At 70.1% G+C, this 18,969-nt stretch carries 13 protein-coding genes; 8 read left to right on the forward strand and 5 right to left on the reverse strand.

Annotation, left to right across the window (positions count from 1 at the left end):
- Positions 1-20 precede the first annotated feature (20 nt).
- Positions 21-824 carry an SAM-dependent methyltransferase gene (locus AB0F15_RS03600; protein ID WP_360264543.1) on the forward strand — a complete coding sequence of 268 codons (804 nt, stop codon included), beginning with the start codon at positions 21-23 and terminating at the stop codon, positions 822-824.
- A gap of 69 nt (positions 825-893) precedes the next feature.
- Positions 894-1,700 carry an SAM-dependent methyltransferase gene (locus AB0F15_RS03605; protein ID WP_360264546.1) on the forward strand — a complete coding sequence of 269 codons (807 nt, stop codon included), beginning with the start codon at positions 894-896 and terminating at the stop codon, positions 1,698-1,700.
- On the opposite strand, the gene AB0F15_RS03610 is transcribed toward AB0F15_RS03605, so the two are convergent.
- Together AB0F15_RS03610 and AB0F15_RS03615 are read right to left on the reverse strand one after the other, a co-directional pair.
- Complete coding sequence (locus AB0F15_RS03610) at positions 1,697-3,109, reverse strand: MFS transporter (RefSeq protein WP_360264549.1); 1,413 nt, start codon at positions 3,107-3,109, stop codon at positions 1,697-1,699. The genes AB0F15_RS03605 and AB0F15_RS03610 overlap by 4 nt on opposite strands.
- Before the next feature lie 86 nt (positions 3,110-3,195).
- Positions 3,196-3,687, reverse strand: coding sequence for a DUF3761 domain-containing protein (locus AB0F15_RS03615; protein ID WP_360264552.1), 492 nt, complete (start codon positions 3,685-3,687; stop codon positions 3,196-3,198).
- An 87-nt stretch (positions 3,688-3,774) separates the two neighbouring features.
- On the opposite strand from AB0F15_RS03615, the gene AB0F15_RS03620 reads away from it, so the two are divergent.
- The 3 genes from AB0F15_RS03620 to AB0F15_RS03630 all read left to right on the forward strand — a co-directional run bounded on the left by AB0F15_RS03620 (position 3,775) and on the right by AB0F15_RS03630 (position 7,678).
- On the forward strand, positions 3,775-4,842 hold the full coding sequence (locus AB0F15_RS03620; RefSeq protein ID WP_360264555.1) for a sensor histidine kinase: 1,068 nt from the start codon (positions 3,775-3,777) through the stop codon (positions 4,840-4,842).
- Between the two features lie 7 nt (positions 4,843-4,849).
- Positions 4,850-5,515: a response regulator transcription factor gene (locus tag AB0F15_RS03625; protein ID WP_360264557.1), complete on the forward strand. Its 666-nt coding sequence runs from the start codon at positions 4,850-4,852 to the stop codon at positions 5,513-5,515.
- Between the two features lie 114 nt (positions 5,516-5,629).
- Entirely contained in the window at positions 5,630-7,678 is a 2,049-nt protein-coding gene (locus AB0F15_RS03630; protein ID WP_360264560.1) for an MMPL family transporter, read from the forward strand.
- Positions 7,679-7,738: 60 nt separating this feature from the next.
- Here the strand turns inward: AB0F15_RS03630 and AB0F15_RS03635 are convergent, their stop codons facing one another.
- Both AB0F15_RS03635 and AB0F15_RS03640 read right to left on the reverse strand, forming a co-directional pair.
- A complete protein-coding gene (locus tag AB0F15_RS03635; protein WP_360264563.1) occupies positions 7,739-9,910 on the reverse strand; it encodes a 3-hydroxyacyl-CoA dehydrogenase NAD-binding domain-containing protein in 2,172 nt (723 codons plus the stop codon).
- A gap of 8 nt (positions 9,911-9,918) precedes the next feature.
- Entirely contained in the window at positions 9,919-11,130 is a 1,212-nt protein-coding gene (locus AB0F15_RS03640; RefSeq protein WP_360264566.1) for an acetyl-CoA C-acetyltransferase, read from the reverse strand.
- 149 nt (positions 11,131-11,279) lie between these two features.
- Between AB0F15_RS03640 and AB0F15_RS03645 the strand changes: the two genes are divergently transcribed.
- The 3 genes from AB0F15_RS03645 (at position 11,280) to AB0F15_RS03655 (ending at position 14,703) form a co-directional block, all read left to right on the forward strand.
- Positions 11,280-12,461, forward strand: a complete 1,182-nt coding sequence (locus AB0F15_RS03645; RefSeq protein WP_360264569.1) for a TetR/AcrR family transcriptional regulator — start codon at positions 11,280-11,282, stop codon at positions 12,459-12,461.
- A gap of 93 nt (positions 12,462-12,554) precedes the next feature.
- Entirely contained in the window at positions 12,555-12,893 is a 339-nt protein-coding gene (locus tag AB0F15_RS03650) for a hypothetical protein (RefSeq protein WP_360264572.1), read from the forward strand.
- A gap of 31 nt (positions 12,894-12,924) precedes the next feature.
- Positions 12,925-14,703, forward strand: a complete 1,779-nt coding sequence (locus AB0F15_RS03655; RefSeq protein WP_360264770.1) for an HEXXH motif domain-containing protein — start codon at positions 12,925-12,927, stop codon at positions 14,701-14,703.
- A 5-nt stretch (positions 14,704-14,708) separates the two neighbouring features.
- Here the strand turns inward: AB0F15_RS03655 and fxsT are convergent, their stop codons facing one another.
- Positions 14,709-18,968, reverse strand: a complete 4,260-nt coding sequence (gene fxsT / locus AB0F15_RS03660) for an FxSxx-COOH system tetratricopeptide repeat protein (RefSeq protein ID WP_360264575.1) — start codon at positions 18,966-18,968, stop codon at positions 14,709-14,711.
- Between the last annotated feature and the right edge of the window lies 1 nt (position 18,969).

The raw sequence follows: 18,969 nt of genomic DNA on the forward strand, positions 1-18,969 counted from the left end.
AACCGGACTATTCTCACCGGATGACCGGAGACCACGCGCAGCGCGGAATCGACTTCGACAAACCCAACGCGGCGCGTGTGTACGACTACCTGATCGGCGGCAAGCTCAACTACGCCATCGACCGGGAGTTCGCCGAGCGGATCCTCGAGGTGCGGCCGGAGTCGAAGGAGCTGGCCGTGCTCAACCGGCGGTGGCTGCGCCGCGCCGTGCGCTTCGGCGCCGAGCAGGGGATCCGCCAGTTCCTGGACATCGGCTCCGGCATGCCGACCGTCGGGCACGTGCACGAGATCGTCCAGTCGATCGCCCCGGAGTGCCGGGTGGTCTACGTCGACAACGAGCCCGTCGCCGTCGCGCACAGCGAAATCGTGTTGAAGGACAACGACAACGCGGAGATGGTGCAGGCGGACGCCGAGTTCCCGGACACCGTCCTCGAGCACCCCACGACCGAGCGGCTGCTGGACTTCGGCAAGCCGGTGATGGTGGTGATGGCGGCGTTCGTGCACTTCGTCCCGGACGAGCGCAACCCCGCCGGGCTGGTCGCCGGCTACCTCGACGCGCTCGTCCCGGGCAGCTACCTGGCGCTGTCGTCGGGCACGTTCGAGGGACAGGGCGAAGAGGTGCGCCGGGCGGCCGAGCTCTACCAGAAGAGCGGTACCCACGTCGTCCCGCGGTCGCGCGAAGAACTGCGCGCCTTGGTGGACGGCCTCGAGATCGTGCCGCCGGGGATCGTGTTCACCCCGCTGTGGCGCCCGGACGACCCCGCCGACGTCGGCGAGCACCCGGAGCAGGCGAGTCAGCTGGCACTGGTCGCCCGCAAGAACTAGGCCCCGGAGCGGCGGGGCACCCGGCGGCTCCGGCTATTCTCGCGGCACACCTGACTCCGGGAGCGGCGGATGAGCGAAGACGAGTACGCGCGGCGGGGCATCGACCTCGACAAGCCCAACGCCGCGCGCGTGTACGACTACATCCTCGGCGGGCAGCTCAACTACGCCGTCGACCGGATGTTCGCCGAGCAGGTGCTGGCCGCGCAGCCGAACGCGCGTGAGCGGGCGCGGCTCAACCGGCAGTGGCTGCGCCGGGCCATCCGCTTCGGGATGGACCAGGGCATCCGGCAGTTCCTCGACATCGGCTCCGGCATGCCGACCGTCGGGCACGTGCACGAGGTGGCCCAGGCGGTCGACCCGGCCGCGCGGGTCGTCTACGTCGACAACGAGCCGGTCGCCGTGGCGCACAGCGAGATCGTGCTGGAGGACAACGAGAACGCGGTGATGGTGCACGCCGACGCCGAGTTCCCCGACGACGTCCTCGAACACGACGTCACCGAGATGATGCTCGACCTGGACCAGCCGGTGATGGTGGTGATGGCGCTGTTCGTGCACTTCATCCCGGACTCCCGCGACCCGGCCCGGCTGATCGCCGCCTACCGCGACGCGCTCTCGCCCGGCAGCTACCTCGCCCTGTCGTCCGCCACCTACGAGCAGCAGAGCGACGGAACGGCCCGCGCCGTCGCGATGTACCAGAAGAGCGCGAACCCGGTGACGCCGCGCTCGGCCGACGAGCTCCGGGCGCTGGTGGACGGCTTCGAGATCGTCGACCCCGGCATCGTCTTCATCCCGGAGTGGCGGCCTGACGACCCCGAGGAGATGCCCGCCAACCCCGCGGAGTGCGGCGGCCTGGCGCTGGTGGCGCGCAAGAACTAGACGGCGACCAGCTCCGGCGCGGTCCGCCGCTTCGGGACCAGCGCCGCCAGCAGCGCACCCGCGAGTGCGGCGCCCGCCGCCACCGCGAACGTCGCGCGGAAGCCGGCCAGCGACGGCACCGGCAGCCCGCCGACGCTGATCGTCAGCTGGGCCAGCATCGCCGCCATCACGGCGCTGGAGATCGCCGTGCCGACCGAGCGCATCAGCGAGTTCAGGCCGTTCGCCGACGCCGTTTCGGTGACCGGCACCGAGCCCATGATCAGCGCGGGCATCGCCGCGTACGCGATGCCGACGCCGGCGCCGATGATCACCGACGCCGTGATCAGCTCGAGTGCGTTGTCCATCAGCACGATCGCGAACGCGTACCCGGCGGCGATCACCAGCGCGCCGCTCATCAGCGTCGGGCGGGGGCCGAACCGGGCGATGAGCCGCGCCGAAACCGGCGAAAGCAGCATCATCACCAGGCCGTTCGGGGCCAGCGTGAGGCCGGACTCGACCATCGTCTGGCCCAGCCCGTAGCCGGTCGACGCCGGGGCCTGCAGCAGCTGCGGGAACGACAACGCCATGGCGTACAACGCGAAGCCGACCATGATCGACGCGAAGTTCGTGAACAGCACCGGGCGGCGGGCGGACACCCGCAGGTCGACCAGCGGATCGCGGCGGCGCAGCTGGTAGGCGCCCCACACGAGCAGGATGACGACGGCGGCCGCGGCCAGCCCGAGCGTCGGCGCGCTGGCCCAGCCCCACGTGCCGCCCTTGACCACCGGCAGCAGCAGGCAGAGCAGCCCGGCGGCCAGGCCGAACGCGCCGAAGTAGTCGAACGGCGCGGGGGTGCGCACCGACGACTCGGGCACCACGGTCATGATCAGCAGCGCGCACGCCAGCCCGAGCCCGGCGGCGGTCCAGAAGAGCGCGTGCCAGTCGGCGTTCTCGGCGACCACGGCCGCGACCGGCAGGCCGATGGCCCCGCCGACCCCGAGCGTCGCGCTCATCAGCGAGATGGCACCGCCGACGCGTTCGGGCGGCAGTTCGTCGCGCATGATGCTGATGCCGAGCGGGATCACGCCCATCGCGCAGCCCTGCAGCCCGCGGCCGACGATCTGGAACGCGAGCGCGCTCGTCGTCGCGGACACCACCGAACCGGCGATGAGCAGCGCGAGGCTGACGAGGATCATCCGCCGCTTGCCGTAGAGGTCACCGAGCCGTCCGCTGACCGGGGTGATGACGGACGCGGCCAGCAGCGTCACGGTGACCACCCAGGACGCGTCGGCCGCCGAAGCGTGCAGCAGCCGCGGGAACACCGGGATCAGCGGCACGACCAGCGTCTGCATGAACGACGCGACGAGCCCGCACGAGGCCAGCACCACGACGATCGAGCGACCGGACGGCGCGGAACGGGACACCACCACACCCCCAGTGTGTACTTAGTACGCATCATGCAACTTCATGCACTGTACCTAGGGGGTGCCGGATTTCCGCGCGAGTGGCGGTTTCGTCACAGCCAGGTGCGGACCCCGCCGTGGCCGGAGCAGGTGCCGGAGCGGTGCTGGCTGTAGCTGTAGCTGCCGTCCTTGCAGATGGCGGTCGCGCCGGAGGGGTTGTCGCTGGGCCGGTGGACGCAGTTGCCGTCGGAGTTGCGGTAGTAGTCGGCGCCGCATTCGGTGGGCGCGGGCGCGGCCTGCGCGGTGGTCCTCGGCGCCACCGGCTTCGGCGCCGTCGTCTTCGGGGCCGTCACCTTCGGCGGCGGCGTCACCTTCGGCGCGACGGCCTGCGGAGTCGTCGCCGGCACGCTGGTGACGGCGGGCGCTTCGGACGTCGTGGCCGGCACTTCGGTCGTGACCGGAACGGAATACGCGGACGTCGAAGTGGTCGACGCCGGAGCGTCCAGCACACCGAGGTTCCCGGGGTGCTGCGGCGGTACCGCGCCGGCGCCACAGCCCGCGACCAGCAGACCCGCCGCGAAGACCCACGCCAGTTTCTTGTTCACCGAGACTCCTTCACGCCACGAACCAGTGCCGCGTAGTCGGTGCGCCGAAAGCCTTTGTTACAAGCCCCTCCCGCTTAGACTCGGCGTATGTCCTGGCTACGGCGGTACGCGGCCGAGCTCGCGGTCGTCGTCGCGGTGCTCGCCGGCTCGCTCTTCGCCGTGCTCAACGACGGCGCCAAACCCGCCCACCACGCCGCGCTCGGCTGGGTGCTCACCGTCCTCTGCTGCGCCGCGCTCTTCTTCCGGCGCCGGTACCCGCTGGGCGTCGCCGGGTTCGCGCTCGGCTGCTGCGCGCTCTACTACCCCCTCACCGATCCCGACGGGCTCGTCCTGCTCGCCTTCGCCTACGCGCTCTACAACGCCGCCGCGGCCGGGCGGATCCGCGGGGCCGCGCTGCTCGTCGTCGCGGCGATGGCCGGCGTCACGGCAGGCGAGATCAGCTCGCGGACCGGGCGGCACGTCGACAACTTCGCGTTCTTCCTGATGACCGGCTGGTTCGTCGCGCTGGTCGCCGGCGGCGCCGTCGCGCACTACCGCGCGGAGGCCGAGCGCACCAAGGAGGCCGAGGCCCGGGCGCGGGCCACCGATGAGCGGCTGCGCATCGCCCGCGAGCTGCACGACGTCCTCGGCCACCACCTCGCGCTGATCAACGTCCAGGCCGGTGCCGCACTGCACCGCCGTGACCCGGGACAGGCCGAGGAAGCGCTCGCGGCGATCAAGGACGCGAGCAAGACCGCACTCCAGGAGTTGCGCGCGACGCTCGGCATGCTCCGCCGAGCCGGCGGGCCGGGTCTCCGGGGGATCGCGGAGCTGGCCGAGTCGGTCGGCGCGTCCGGGCTGACCGTGCGCACCGAGGTCGACGGCGTCGCCAGGGACCTGCCGCCGGACGTCGAGCACGCGGCGTTCCGGGTGGTGCAGGAGGCGCTGACGAACGTCGCCAGGCACGCCGGCGCGAAGACCGTCGTCGTCCGGCTCGGCTACGGCGCCGAGGAGCTGACCGTGGCTGTCGACGACGACGGCCGCGGCGGCGCGGCCCCCGCGGGCAACGGGATCCGGGGCATGACCGAACGCGCGCGGGCGCTCGGCGGCGAAGTGACCGCGTCGCCGGGCGAGAACGGCGGCTTCCGGGTGCGGGCCCGGCTGCCGGTGCGATGATGGGCCGATGATCCGGGTCCTGCTCGTCGACGACCAGCGGCTCGTCCGCGCCGGCTTCCGGTCCATTTTGGACGGCGAGGACGACATCGCCGTGGTGGCCGAGGCCGCGGACGGGCGCGAGGCGCTGCAAGCCGCGCACGAGCACCACCCGGACGTCGTGCTGATGGACATCCGGATGCCGGTGCTCGACGGCCTCGCCGCCACCCGCCACCTCCTCGAAGACCCGGGCGTGCACACCAAGGTCGTCATCCTCACGACGTTCGACCTCGACGAAGACGTCTACGGCGCGCTGCGGGCGGGCGCGAGCGGATTCCTGGTCAAGGACACCGAACCCGAGGAGCTGATCCACGCCGTCCGCGTGGTCGCCCGCGGCGACGCGCTGCTGGCGCCGTCGATCACCCGGCGGCTGATCGCCGAATTCGCCGCGCGCGTCACCCGCCCGGTGCCGTCCCCGGCGCTCGACCGGCTGACCGGCCGCGAACGCGAGGTGCTGACCCTGGTCGCGGCGGGACTGTCGAACGACGAGATCGCGCGCGAGCTCACCCTCAGCCCGGCCACGGCGAAGACGCACGTCAGCCGCATCATGACCAAGACCGGCACGCACGACCGCGCGCAGCTGGTCGTCCTCGCCTACGAGTCCGGCGCGGTGACACCGCGGTGGCTGGCTCCCTGACCTGTACTCCCCCCGGTGTACGGGAACGGCCTTAAGGGACACCACCGGGAGGACGTCAAGTGTCCTCCGCTGCGCGACGCGCGGTAGGGCCCCGCTCGCGAATCCTTGTCCACCATGGACACCATCACTCGCACCACCGGGGGAAGCCTGGCGCGGCTGGCCGGCTGGGCGCAGCGCCACCGGTGGCTCGCCGTCGCGCTCTGGGCACTGGTCCTCATCGGCGTCACGTTCACCTCCCGGCTCGCCGGCAGTGCGTTCCACGACGACAACTCGTTGCCGGGCACCGAATCCCAGCAGGTCGTGGACCTGCTCGACCACACCGCCCAATCGGGCGCGAGCGCGCAGATCGTGCTGAAGGCCGACAACGGGCTCGCCGCCCACCGCGCGCCGATCGACACCATGCTGGGCGAAGTCCGGTCGCTGCCGCACGTGCGGTCGGTGACCGAGACGCTCTCGCCCGACAGACGGATCGGCTACGCCACCGTCACCTTCGACGCGGCTTCGGCCGATCTCCCCTACGACGACATCGTGAAGTTCGCCGACACCGCGAAGCGGGCCGGGCCCGTCGAGGTCGGCCTCGCCGGGGACCCGATCGAGCGGATCTCCGGGGGCGGCGGTCCCGCGGAAGGCGTCGGGCTGCTCGCCGCGCTGGTCATCCTCGTGTTCCTGTTCCGCTCGCTGCTCGCGGCCGGGCTGCCGGTGCTCACCGCGGTGTTCGCCGTCGGCAGCACGCTGGGCGTGATCACGGTCGTCTCGCACTTCGTCGACATCGCGAGCTACACCTCGCCGCTGATGATGCTGGTCGGGTTCGGCGTCGGTGTCGACTACGCGTTGCTGATCTTTTCCCGCTACCGCACCGAAATCCTCGCCGGTCACGAGCGCGACGCGGCCGCGCGGCGGGCGCTCGACACGGCCGGCCGCTCGGTGCTGTTCGCCGGGACGACCGTGATCATCGCGCTGCTCGGCCTCCTGGCGCTCGGGCTCGGCGGGCTGCGCGGAGTGGCGCTGGCTGTCGCGCTCACCGTCCTGATGACGATGCTCGCGTCCGTCACGCTCCTGCCCGCGCTGCTGTCGCTGTTCGGCAAGCGGCTCGAACGCGGGATCCGCCGGCATGCTCTTCGGAAGGAGCACGGCAAGGTGTGGCGACGGCTCGCCGACGGCGTCCAGCGACGTCCGCCGGCCCCGCTCGCGATCGGCTTGACCGTCCTCATCGGACTGTCCATTCCGGCCGCGGGGATGCGCCTCGGGTTCGCCGACGCGAGCACCGACCCGGCCGGTTCCACCACGCGGCAGGCCTACGACCTGCTGGCCGAGGGGTTCGGCCCGGGCTTCACCGGCCCGCTCGCCGTGGTGGCCGAGGACGGTGACCCCGCCGCCCTGCAGCAGCGGCTCGCGTCGACGCCGGGGATCGCCCGCGCGCTGCCGCCGATGGACCGGACCGTCCTGGTCTTTCCGACGACGTCACCCCAGGACACGGCGACCGCCGAGCTGGTGACCCGGCTGCGGGCCGACGTCCTGCCGACGCTGCCGGGCCACTACCTCGTCGGCGGCTCGGTCGCGGCCGCCACGGACTTCGCCGGCGCCGTCGCGGACCGGCTGCCGCTGTTCGTGCTGGTCGTCGTCGGGCTGTCGGCGTTGCTGCTGATGGTGGTGTTCCGGTCGGTGCTGATCCCGCTCAAGGCGGCGCTGCTGAACCTGCTGAGCATCGGCGCCTCGCTCGGCGTCATGACGCTGGTGTTCGGCGACGGCTGGTTCGGCGCGCAGCCCGGCCCGATCGAGGCGTTCGTGCCGGTGATGATCTTCGCGATCGTCTTCGGGCTGTCGATGGACTACGAGGTGTTCCTGGTGTCCCGGATGCACGAGGAGTGGCGGCGCACCGGCAACGCGCAGCTGGCGGTCCGCGAAGGCCTCGCCGCAACGGGCAGCGTGATCACCGCGGCCGGCGCGATCATGGTGCTGGTGTTCGGCGCGTTCCTGCTCGACCCGTCCCGGATGCTGGCCCAGTTCGGCCTCGGCCTGGCGGTCGCGGTCCTGCTCGACGCGCTGGTGATCCGCTGCCTGGTCGTCCCGGCGATCATGCGCCTGCTCGGGGCCCGGGCTTGGTGGCTGCCGCGGTGGCTGGACCGTCGTGTCCCGCACCTGGCACTGGAACCCGCCTCGTAAAACCGTGAAGGCCACCTTGGGGAAGTCGAACTTCCTCAAGGTGGCCCTCGACGTCACTGCTTATTCGTAGATCTCGCCCTTGGCGGCCTTCTCGACCAGCGAAGCCGGCGGCTCGAAGTGGTCGCCGTAGCGGGCGGCCAGCTCGCGGGCCCGGTCGACGAAGCCCTGCAGGCCACCCCCGTACTGGTTGATGTACTGGATGACACCACCGGTCCACGCCGGGAAGCCGATGCCGAAGATCGAGCCGATGTTGGCGTCGGCCACCGACGTCAGCACGCCTTCGTCGAAGCACTTGACCGTCTCGAGCGCCTCGGCGAACAGCATCCGCTCCTTGAGGTCCTCGAACGGCACCTCGGCCGTGCCGGACTTGAACGCGTCGCGCAGGCCCGGCCACAGGCCGGTGCGCTTGCCATCCGAGCCGTACTCGTAGAAACCGGCGCCGGTCGAGCGGCCCTTGCGGTCGAACTCCTCGACCATCCGGTCGATCACGGCCTCGGACGCGTGCGACTTCCACGTGCCACCCGCGGCCTCGACGGCTTCGCGGGTCTCCTTGCGGATCTTGCGCGGCAGGGTCAGCGTCAGCTCGTCCATCAGCTGCAGCGGCGGCGCCGGGTAACCGGCCTGCGCTCCGGCCTGCTCGATCGACGCCGGCTCGACACCCTCGCCCAGCGCGGCGACAGCCTCGTTGATGAACGTGCCGATCACCCGCGAGGTGAAGAAACCGCGGCTGTCGTTGACGACGATCGGGGTCTTCTTGATCTGCAGCGTGTAGTCGAAGACCTTGGCCAGCGTCGCCGGCGACGTCTTCTCGCCGCAGATGATCTCGACCAGCGGCATCTTGTCCACCGGGGAGAAGAAGTGGATCCCGATGAAGTCCTCGGTCCGCTGCACGCCCTCGGCGAGGGTGGTGATCGGCAGGGTCGAGGTGTTGGAGCCCAGCACCGCGTCGGCGTTGACGATGCCTTCGATCTCGCCGAACACCTTGTGCTTCAGCTCGACGCTCTCGAAGACGGCCTCGATGACGAAGTCGACGCCCGCGAAGTCGGCCGGGTCGGCGGTCGGCTTGATCTTCGCCAGCAGCGCGTCCGACTTCTCCTGCGTGGTCTTGCCGCGCGAGAGAGCCTTCTCCTCGATCTTGGCCGCGTAGCCCTTGCCCTTCTCGGCCGCCTCGAGCGAGACGTCCTTGAGCACGACGTCGATGCCTGCCTTCGCCGACACGTACGCGATCGCGGCACCCATCATCCCGGCACCGAGCACGCCGACCTTCTTGGCCGTGTACTTCTCGAAGCCGTCCGGCCGCGAGCCGCCGGAGTTGATGGTCTGCAGGTCGAAGAAGAACGCCTTCGTCATGTTCTTCGACACCTGGCCGGTGGCGAGGCTGATGAAGTAGCGCGTCTCGATCTGGAGCGCGGTGTCGACGTCGACCTGGGCGCCCTCGATCGCGGCGGCCAGGATCGCCCGCGGCGCCGGCATGTTCGCGCCCTTGATCTGCTTGCGCAGGTTCGCCGGGAACGCCGGCAGGTTGGCCGCGAAGCTCGGGTTCGACGGGGTACCGCCGGGGATCTTGTAGCCCTTGACGTCGAACGGCTGGACGCCACCCTCGGGGTTGGCCTTGATCCACGCCTTCGCGGCGGGGACGAGCTCCTCGACGGTGCCGACGAGCTCGTGCACCAGGCCGAGTTCGAGCGCCTTGGCCGGGCGGTGCCGCTGGCCTTGCAGCAGCACGTTCAGCAGCGCGCTCTGGATGCCCAGCAGGCGCACGGTGCGGACCACGCCACCGCCGCCGGGCAGCAGGCCCAGCGTCACCTCGGGCAGGCCGATCTGGCTGCCCTTGACGTCGGCGGCGATGCGGTGGTGCGTCGCCAGCGCGATCTCGAGGCCACCGCCGAGCGCGGCGCCGTTGATGGCCGCGACGACCGGCTTGCCGAGCTGCTCGATGCGGCGCATCTGCCCCTTCATCAGGGAGCTGCCCTCGGTCAGCTCGGCCGCGTGCTCGGGCTTCGCCTGGATGAGGTCGTTGAGGTCGCCACCCGCGAAGAAGGTCTTCTTCGCGGACGTGATGACGACGCCGGTGATGGAGTCCTTCTCGGCTTCCAGGCGGTCGACCGTGACGCCCAGCGACTCACGGAAGGCGGCGTTCATCGTGTTCGCCGACTGGTTCGGGTCGTCCAGGGTCAGCGTGACGATTCCGTCGGAGTCCTGCTCCCAGCGGATGGTCTTGCTCTCGGCCATTGTGGTCCTCACACCCGCTCGATGATGGTGGCGACGCCCATGCCGCCGCCGATGCACAGGGTCACCAGGGCGCGGCGCGCCTGGCGGCGTTCGAGCTCGTCGACCACGGTGCCGACCAGCATCGCGCCGGTGGCGCCGAGCGGGTGGCCCATCGCGATCGCGCCGCCGTTGACGTTGACCTTCTCCTCGTCGAGGTGCAGGTCCTTGATCCACTTGAGCACGACGGAGGCGAACGCCTCGTTGAGCTCCCACAGGTCGATGTCCTCGGGCTTGAGGCCCGCGGTCTTCAGCACCTTTTCGGTGGCCGGCGTGGGGCCGGTGAGCATGATCGTAGGCTCGGAGCCGATCGACGCGGTCGCCACGATCCGGGCGCGCGGGGTCAGCCCGAAGGTCTTGCCGATCTGCTCGGAACCGACCAGCACCAGCGCGGCGCCGTCGACGATGCCGGAGGAGTTGCCGCCGGTGTGGACGTGGTTGATGCGCTCGACCGAGTGGTACTTCTGCAGCGCGACGGCGTCGAAGCCGCCCAGCTCGCCGATGCCGGCGAAGGCGGGCTTGAGCTTGCCGAGACCCTCGACGGTGGAGCCGGGACGGCGGTGCTCGTCGTGGTCGAGGACGGTGACGCCGTTGATGTCCTTGACCGGGACGACCGACTTGGCGAAGTAGCCACCGGACCAGGCCGCTTCGGCGCGGTCCTGCGAACGGACGGCCCAGCGGTCGACGTCCTCCCGCGAGAAGCCCTCGATGGTCGCGATCAGGTCGGCGCCGGTGCCCTGCGGGACGATGTAGTTGTCGTACGCGGTGGCCGGGTCCATGAACAGCGCGCCGCCGTCGGAGCCCATCGGCACCCGCGACATCGACTCGACGCCGCCGGCGATGATCAGGTTGTCCCAGCCGGAGCGGACCTTCTGCGCGGCGGTGTTGGTGGCTTCCAGGCCGGAGGCGCAGAAGCGGTTGAGCTGCACGCCCGCGACGGTGTCCGGCAGGCCGGCGTTCAGCGCGGCGGTGCGCGCGATGACCGCGCCCTGCTCGCCGACCGGGGAGACGACGCCGAGCACGATGTCGTCGATCACGGCGGGGTCGAGGTTCGGGTGGCGGACCTTGAGTTCGTTGATCAGGCCGACCACCAGGTCGACCGGCTTGGTGCCGTGCAGGGCACCGCCCTTGTTCTTGCCGCGAGGCGTGCGGATCGCCTCGTAGATGTAGGCCTCGCTACTCACTGAACAACTCCTCGCGAGCGGATGGGACGACGTCGTGCCGTGGCCGACTATACCGGCCAGTAGGGCTAATGACCATTAACATATCGCCGGATAACCCCATGGTGTCAATGGGTTGCAGGTGTGCCGTGACCCGCTATCGTCGACTCACCATGACCGACGTCGTACGCCCCACGCGCCCCCGCGACCGCAAGGCCCAGCTGGCCGCGGTGGCGGCGGAGCTGTTCCGCGCCCGCGGCTTCCCCGGAGTGGCGATCAAGGACATCGCGGACGCGGCGGGCGTCACCGGGCCGGCGTTGTACCGGCACTTCGCGGACAAGCAGGCGATCCTGGCGTACGTGGTCCTGAGCGGCTTCGAGGACATCGAGGCGGCGACGGCGGAGGCGCTGTCGGACTCGGTTTCCCCGCCTGACCAGCTGAAGTCCCTTTTGGGCCGGCTCGCGACACAGGCGGTCGAGCGCCGCGAGATCGCGGCGTTGTGGCGCTGGGAGGGCCGTCACCTGCCGAAGGAGGACCAGCGCGAGATCGCCCGCCGGTCGGCGTCGGCGCTGGCGGCGTGGGCGAAGGCCCTACAGGTCCGCCGTCCCGAACTGTCTTCGGAGGATGCCGAGCTCCTGTGCTGGGCAGCGCTGTCGGTGTTCGGCAGCGTGTCGGTGCACCACACGTCGGTGGCTCGCCGACGCTTCGCTCAGTTACTGGTCGAACTGGCCCTGGATGTGCTGAACGCCACACTGCCGTCGCCGTCTTCGCCACCCCCGCCTGCGGCCGTGAGCCTCGGCACCCCCTCCCGCCGCGAGCAGGTCCTGGCGGCGGCAACGGCCCTGTTCGCCCAGCGCGGTTTCCACGACGTGAGCATGGAGGACATCGGAGCGGCGGCGGGCATCGCAGGCCCGAGCGTCTACCGCCACTTCCCGAGCAAGGCGGCCTTGATGGTGGCGATCGGCCACCGAGCGGCGGATCGACTGGCGTTGGCGGCCGAGCTCGCGCTGCAGACATCGGACGAGCGCTCGGCCCTGCGTCGCCTGGCGGCGTCGTACGTGCACACGATCCTGCACACCCCGGAACTGCTGGTGTCGTTCTCGGCGGATCGCGTGACGATGCCGGACCGCGACAAGGTGGACCTGCTGCGGGTGCAGCGCGACTACGTGGCCCAGTGGGTGACCCTGCTGTCGACGGTGCGCCCGGAGCTGCCGGCGCGCGAAGCGAAGATCACGGTGCACGCGGCGCTGACCATCGCCAACGACCTGGCCCGGACGCGCCGCGTGGCAAGCCGACCACACTTCGCAGCAGAGCTAACAACACTGCTGCACACGGCCCTCAGCGTCACTGACTAGCTTCAGGCAACCAGGGTGCATGGACACAGGAAAGCGATAACCTTCCCGCCTCGGAATACGACAATCTCCGCCCTCCATCAAAAGTTCGAACAAGTGATCCACATCAGTGTGGGTCAAGAAAGCCTGCTACCAGCACATATACCCAAGAGGCCGGTCACCCAAATGGAGCAGCGCCATGGCGTGGTAACTTATGTCTCCGCCCAAGTTGATTCGAAGTATGAAAGAGGAAATATCGGCATGCGATCGCCGGAAGGCTATGGGCAACCCGGGATCAAATCCGAACTCCTCGACCTGAGCGCGATCTCCCTGGCCGAACTACGCAAACTCAACCCCGTTGTACTTCGCCGGTCGATTCGCCACGCTGTGGACCGAACCGCCCACATCCCGGTGACCGCAAGCGGCAGCGATGGCGGCGCCAAGCGCGTCGACTGATCACCGCTCCGAAAGGTTCTCCGTGCGCACGATGGACCACATCCCGGTCGACCCGGATGTGCATTCGATCGGCTGGAACACCTTCGACGAGCTGGCCGCAGGCAGAGGCGGGATCGACGCCGTGGGGTTCCTGCGCGCCGCTGATCGAAGCCGCCGCCTGCTCCTGCTGTACGGCTTGGTGGAGCGAGCGGAAGCCGACGCGCGGCTGACCGGACCGCTTACCGGTTCCGAAACGGCCTGGGATCTGTTGGTTCGCGCCCAGCAAGCCGATCCCCACGCGCTCGAGCGAGTCCTGGCCCACCCGTACACCGGAAGCTGGGCCGGGTACACCACCCGGTTGATCGAGCAGGACTTGACCGGAGAATGCCCGTTTTGGGTGCACTACGGTTACTTGCACGCGCTCGCTGCTACAGCGGCGATCCGCGCAGGCCTGGATTTCACCATCCAGGTGCCGGTCTGGAACGGCACCGTCGTGCTGCCGACGCTCGGAGCGGCCCGGCTGGCCGAAGGCCGCGGCTTCACGACCACAGAAGTGCAGGGAGAAGCGGGAGCCTTCACGATTCGCGGTGAAAATTCGCGTGTCGCCCCGGGACATCCGGCCTGGAGCCCGCTCCGGTCCTTCCGGTTCGAAACTGGCGGCCGCGTCCTCGAACTGCGACTCGACGACCTGGACCCGCATCGCGGTCTGTACCACCCGATCCCGCCGACCCGGCTCGCGGAGACCGACTCGAAGAACTGGCGCCACCTGCTGAACAAGGCTTGGCGCCTGGTGGTTGAACACCTGCCCGAGTACGCCGAGGTCCTGCCCGGGGGCCTGACATCGATCGTGCCGGAACCGGCCGTTCCGTTCCGGCTCCCCAGCGCATCGACTGGCGAAGCCTTCGGCAGCGCGGTCATCGCGGCCCCGGACGAGCCCGCGACACTCGCCGCGGCACTCGTACACGAGTTCCAGCACGCCCGGCTCGGTGCCTTGCTCCAGCTCGTCCGACTGCACGACGACGACCGCACCGAGCGGCTCTACGCGCCGTGGCGGGAAGACCCCCGGCCACTCGGCGGACTGGTGCACGGAATTTACGCTTTCTTCGGCGTCTCGGCCTTCTGGCGGGCGCTTTCCCGAGCGTGTCCGGAAGATCGGCTGGCCGCGTTCGAGTTCGCTCACTGGCGCTCCCAGAGCTGGTGCGCGCTCGAAGCGATTCGCGAAGACCCGGCTCTGACCGGGGCAGGACGGCGTTTTCTCGGCCAGCTGGCCACTGTCCTAGGTCCGTGGCAGGACGAACCGACGCCGGGCGAAGCGGCGCGGTGGTCGGAAACCCTGGCTGTGGATCACCACGCCGGCTGGCGGCTCCGCCATCTCCGCCCCGAGCCCGAGGCGGTCGCGGACCTCGCTCGGGCCTGGCAGAACGGCCTCCCCTGCCCGCTTGCGGCCCCGGGAAGCAGGCTCGACACCACTTCGGACGGCAGCTGGCCGAACTCCCGTTCCGACCTGGTCCGGATCCGGCTGGGCGAAGACGGGGAGACCCGTCTGACACAGTTGTGGTCCCTGGTCCCAGAGGTGCTGAAGGCCGATCACCTTTGGGTCCAAGATCGGATGGACGAAGCCCGGACCGCGTACGCCGCTGAACTCGAAGCTGATCCGGATCACGCTTCGGCCTGGATCGGTCTGGGCTTGTCACTTACCAGCGGCCCAGCCAAACAGGCCTTGCTCACCGCGCCCGAACTCGTCCGCGCGGTGCACCGGAATCTGCGCACCATGGATGCCGCCCCCGTTGTCGAAGAGCTGGCCGCGTGGCTGGGCAAAAGGCTGTCCTGACCGAGTTACAGCGGAATGGGGTCGATGTCGCACTCCGCACGAACCGCGTTTTCCGCGGCGGCAACCGCGGGGTGTCCGCGCCGGAAAACCCGACCGATCGCGCCGAGAACCTCCTGGTGCTGGCTGACGGCCTCCCGGAGGCGGCCGAGCCGTTCGAGGTCTAGAGCCCGGTTGAGCCGGGCCGCCAGGGTGATGGGATGGCTATCAGGCAACGTCCGCCGCAGCCGCGCGAGCGTTTCGGTGTTCATCCGCAGGGAACGCTGCACGTCGCCGAGCGCGTACCAGTCGTTCGCAATGTTGATCGAGCACGCCAGGATGTGCGGGTGAGCCGGGCCCAGCCGCTCCTGCAGTCCCGTCAGCACCCCTTCGTCCCGGCTCAGCGCGGCCGCCGGGTCTCCGAGCAGGCGCAAGGTCACCCCGACGTCCGCATCGGCCACCAGGGTATGAGGGTGCCGGTCGCCCATGTTGGCCCGGTAGAGCTCCAGCACCTGCTCGCCGAGCTCGAGCGAGGCCGCCGGCTCACCCGCGTTGCGCAGGTCGAGTGAATGGGCCAGTCCACAGGCCAACGCGTTGGGGTTGTCCGGCCCGTACTTCCGCCGTAGGCGCTCCAATGCGCTGCCCGACAGGTTCAGCGCAGCCTCGTGGTAACCGTCCTTCCGCTGTGCCACCGCGAGGTGATAGTCGCGGCGGACGACGCCGTCGGTGTCCGATCCGAAGAGGTCGCGTACTCGCTCCACGACCTTCTCCTGCTCGATGCGGGCCCACGAGTAATCGCCGAGTTCGCGTCGGCAGATGATCATGATGTTCAGCGTGAGAATGGTTTTCCAGTTGTCGTAACCGAGTACCTCGGATCGGCGTTCGTAGGTGTCCTCGCTGAGCCGGCGCGCCTGTTCGTACTCTCCTGCCAGGAGCAGCGATACGACCAGGTCGTGCGCTGCGCCCAGGGTGGATGGGTCGTCGGCGCCGAACAGGGACCGGGCGTTTTCGTAAGTCTTCCGGTTGAGATCCCGTGCCGCGAAGAAGTCACCGCTGGCCTTCAGCCCGACGGCCACCAGAGTCTCCGCTCGCAGGGCCTGTTCCGAATCCGGCCCCGTGGTCTGCCGGTAAAGGTGCAACGTCTGTCGGCAAACCTTCGACGACTCCTCGTACCGGCCGAGCACCCACAGCGTGCGCCCTAGTTGCTCAGACGCGGCCAAGGTCTGAGCGTCTTCGGCGCCGTACCGGTCCGTCCAGGCCGTCGCGGCTTCTTCCGCCAGCGCCAGCGCACCGGCATGGTCACCGGAGAAGTACAGGAACTTCATCAGGTTGAGCAGCAACCGGCGGACCCAAGGGTCGTCGCAGTCGATCAGGCCGACGTGCCGCAGATGCGGCAGGACCAGCTGGTAGCGCGGCCACAGCGACGCGGTCGCGGGGTCGTTCGGATCGAGGTTGGCCAGCAGCAGGGCGGCACCGTGGCGCATCGCCGCGCGGGTCTCCCCGGACATCCGCGCCCGCAGCGCCAGTTGCGCGAGCCGGTGCAGGAGAAGGGTGCCGCTACGGTGGTCCAGCTTCGCCAGCCGGCACCGGTTGATGTCCCTCAGGGCTCGGTCCAGCAGGTCGGGATCCCGCATCGCGGTGTCCAGCTCCGGAGCGATCGACACCCCCCGCACCCCGGCGAACAGGCTGCGGGAAATCGGTTCGGCAGCGAAGAACGCGCAGACCTGAAGTAGCTGGTGTGCGGCCGGGTTGCGAGACGTGATGCCGTCGAAAGAGACGTTCCAGGCGGCCGTCGCGGAGATCTCGTCGTCCGACGGCCGTGGAGACGCCGAGAGGATCTCGGCCATCTTTTCGTCCAGCAGCCGGGTGTACTCGGCGACCGGAATGCCGGTTTCGGCCCGCCACGCCGCGGCCTGTGCCAGCGCGATCGGCAGGTCGCCCAGCTTTCGCGCGAGCGCATCGGCGTCCGCAACCACAACCGCAGGATCACGGTGGCGCAGCAGCTCGATGCTCTCCGCCCGGGCGAATCGGCCCACCTCGACCGGCTCCGCGGGAAAGCCGCCGGGAGCGGCGTCCCGTGCGGTGACCAACGCCCGGCCCGGCCCGTCGGCCGGCAGGAACTGCAGGAGTGACTCAGGATGGTCGGCCGCGTCGAAGACGAGCAGCCAGCGGCGATAGGGCTTACCCGAACGAAGCGCAGCCAAGACCGCCGGCACTGCGGTGAGCGCCTCCTCGGCGCCTGGCAACCGCAGCTGCCGGGCGAGTTCCGTCAGGGAGGCGCGGATCTGGGACTCCTGAGGCGCACTGACCCACCAGACGAGATCGTGGTCGCGCAGCTGCCGGTAGATGTACTCGACCGCGATCTGGGTCTTGCCGAGGCCACCGGGCCCGTGCAGGATCACGCAGCCCGCCGACCGCAGGCTGGCCGCGAGGCGGTCGAGCAGTTCGCGACGGCCGACGAACTCCGGATTGCGCGCGGGAACCGCGCCCCAAACGACCGGCGCGTCGGTGGTGATCCGTCGGACGCGGCGCAGGGAGGTGGCCGCTTCTTCGCGGACGTCCGCGACCAGCTGCTCCGCGGCGAGGGCCGGCTCGGCCGTGGCGGTCGGGGCCGAGTCGTCCTCCGCAACGACGTCCCGCCCCTCCTCTGCGGCGGCGAGCTCGTGTTCCCGCTCCTGCAGGCGTTCGGCTCGCCAGGCATACGGACCCGACAGCGCGCGCATGACGACTCGCTCGAGAGAAATGTCCGCCGCATCATCGGGCAGCGCGGCGCGGTCGGGGTCGGCGAGTGCGTCGGCGATCTTCAGCAGCACGGGGTGCCGCTCGCCGAACCGCTGTCCGGTCGCGGCGACCACTCGCACGGTCTCCGCCCGTCGTCCGGCCGCGAGCAGCGCCTCGCGAACTGGGATCGGGAACTCGAAAACGGCGTCGTCTTCGAGAGTGCTCCCCGTTTCGGGCGCAGAAAGGAGCCCGCTGGTGAACACTTCGGCGAGGTGTGCCGTCCCGGCTTCGGGCACGAGCTCCGCTCGGACGAACCGTGCGATCGGCAGGCTGACCGGTACCGCGGCCAACAGAGTTGCGAGGCGGAACGCGGGCGGTGTGGCCGCACCGACGAACCGCCGGACCCGCTCCTCAGCCGACAGGGGCAGGGCGGCCTCGTCGTCCACCGGCTCGGGCAGCGGCTGGTCGCGGGCGAGCAGGACCGTGCCCGGAACCGCCTGGCTGACCGTGCGCGAAACGAACCGCACCCACCAGCTGAACCACCGGCCCTCCAGTTCGAGGACCGGGACAGGCACCGCGCCGGTGACCGCCTTTTCCGGATCCGCCATGGTCATCCAGGCATCCGGCAGCTCGAACCCGTAACGACGGTTCGGCCGGAACGGGCCGGGCGAAGCGAGCAAAGCCCGGTGCAGCAGTAGACCACTCTTCTTCCACATGTACTGGGGCAGCAGGTGCACCACCGCGACCGGCATGCCACGGCTCCACTGCGCGAGCAGCGGCGACACGAGATCTCGCCGCCACGCTTCGCCGACGCCGTCGGTGAGGACCAGCATGAGCCGGTCGCCGTACCAGCCGAGGAGTTCGGCCGCACTGTGCTGCGGCGCGTCCGGCGTGCCGCCGCGCAGCACCGGTGAGAGAGAGCCGTCAGTCGCGCGGGCCTCCGTTTCGAGGTACCGGATCCGGACCGTCCGAAACGCTCCCAGCTGTTGCACCAGCTTCAGGAACGCCCTGACTTCCGACTGCCACAAAGCCATCGACGCTCCCGCGTCGACCACCACCGTCAGATCGAGGACGCGAGTCGTCGGGGCGGGCTTCAGCACGGGCAGCCAGAGGCCGTCCTGTACGGCTCGCTCGGCAGTCGACTCCTCGTCCAGCTGGAGGTCGTCTTCTCGCGTCGAGGGACGCAGTTGCTTCAACGGCCGGAGGGACCGCAGGATATCCGGGCCGCCCGGCATGGTTCCCGACTTCGGGGCCCGGCCGTTCGACGGCGCACCCTGATCACCAACCCCATGGACGTCCCGCGTGAAACCTCCGGCAACGCGATGCCGTTGCCGCCTGGCCACCGGATCGGGCCCCGTTGCCGGCCGTGGACTCTCCTCGGGGTGTGGCTCACACACCGGTGGTGACGGCAGCTCGGATGCCGGGGCCGGAGTCGGGGAATGTGGTTCCGGTTCGTCGTCCGGCTGCGCTGATGGCCGGCGGAGCGCCGCCAGCCAGACCGCGTCGGCGACCTCGCTCCACGACAACGGCTCGCCGCCGACCAAGATTTCCCGCGGATCCTCGGCCATC

Origin of the sequence: Amycolatopsis sp. NPDC026612, assembly GCF_040638285.1 — a bacterium.
In the GTDB taxonomy this organism is placed as follows: domain Bacteria; phylum Actinomycetota; class Actinomycetes; order Mycobacteriales; family Pseudonocardiaceae; genus Amycolatopsis.

Coding starts and splice junctions, on each gene's coding strand:
- AB0F15_RS03600 (WP_360264543.1), top strand. CDS start 21: ATGACCGGAGACCACGCGCAGCGCGGAATCGACTTCGACAAACCCAAC.
- AB0F15_RS03605 (WP_360264546.1), top strand. CDS start 894: ATGAGCGAAGACGAGTACGCGCGGCGGGGCATCGACCTCGACAAGCCC.
- AB0F15_RS03620 (WP_360264555.1), top strand. CDS start 3,775: ATGTCCTGGCTACGGCGGTACGCGGCCGAGCTCGCGGTCGTCGTCGCG.
- AB0F15_RS03625 (WP_360264557.1), top strand. CDS start 4,850: ATGATCCGGGTCCTGCTCGTCGACGACCAGCGGCTCGTCCGCGCCGGC.
- AB0F15_RS03630 (WP_360264560.1), top strand. CDS start 5,630: ATGGACACCATCACTCGCACCACCGGGGGAAGCCTGGCGCGGCTGGCC.
- AB0F15_RS03635 (WP_360264563.1), bottom strand. CDS start 9,910: ATGGCCGAGAGCAAGACCATCCGCTGGGAGCAGGACTCCGACGGAATC.
- AB0F15_RS03645 (WP_360264569.1), top strand. CDS start 11,280: ATGACCGACGTCGTACGCCCCACGCGCCCCCGCGACCGCAAGGCCCAG.
- AB0F15_RS03655 (WP_360264770.1), top strand. CDS start 12,925: ATGGACCACATCCCGGTCGACCCGGATGTGCATTCGATCGGCTGGAAC.
- fxsT (WP_360264575.1), bottom strand. CDS start 18,968: ATGGCCGAGGATCCGCGGGAAATCTTGGTCGGCGGCGAGCCGTTGTCG.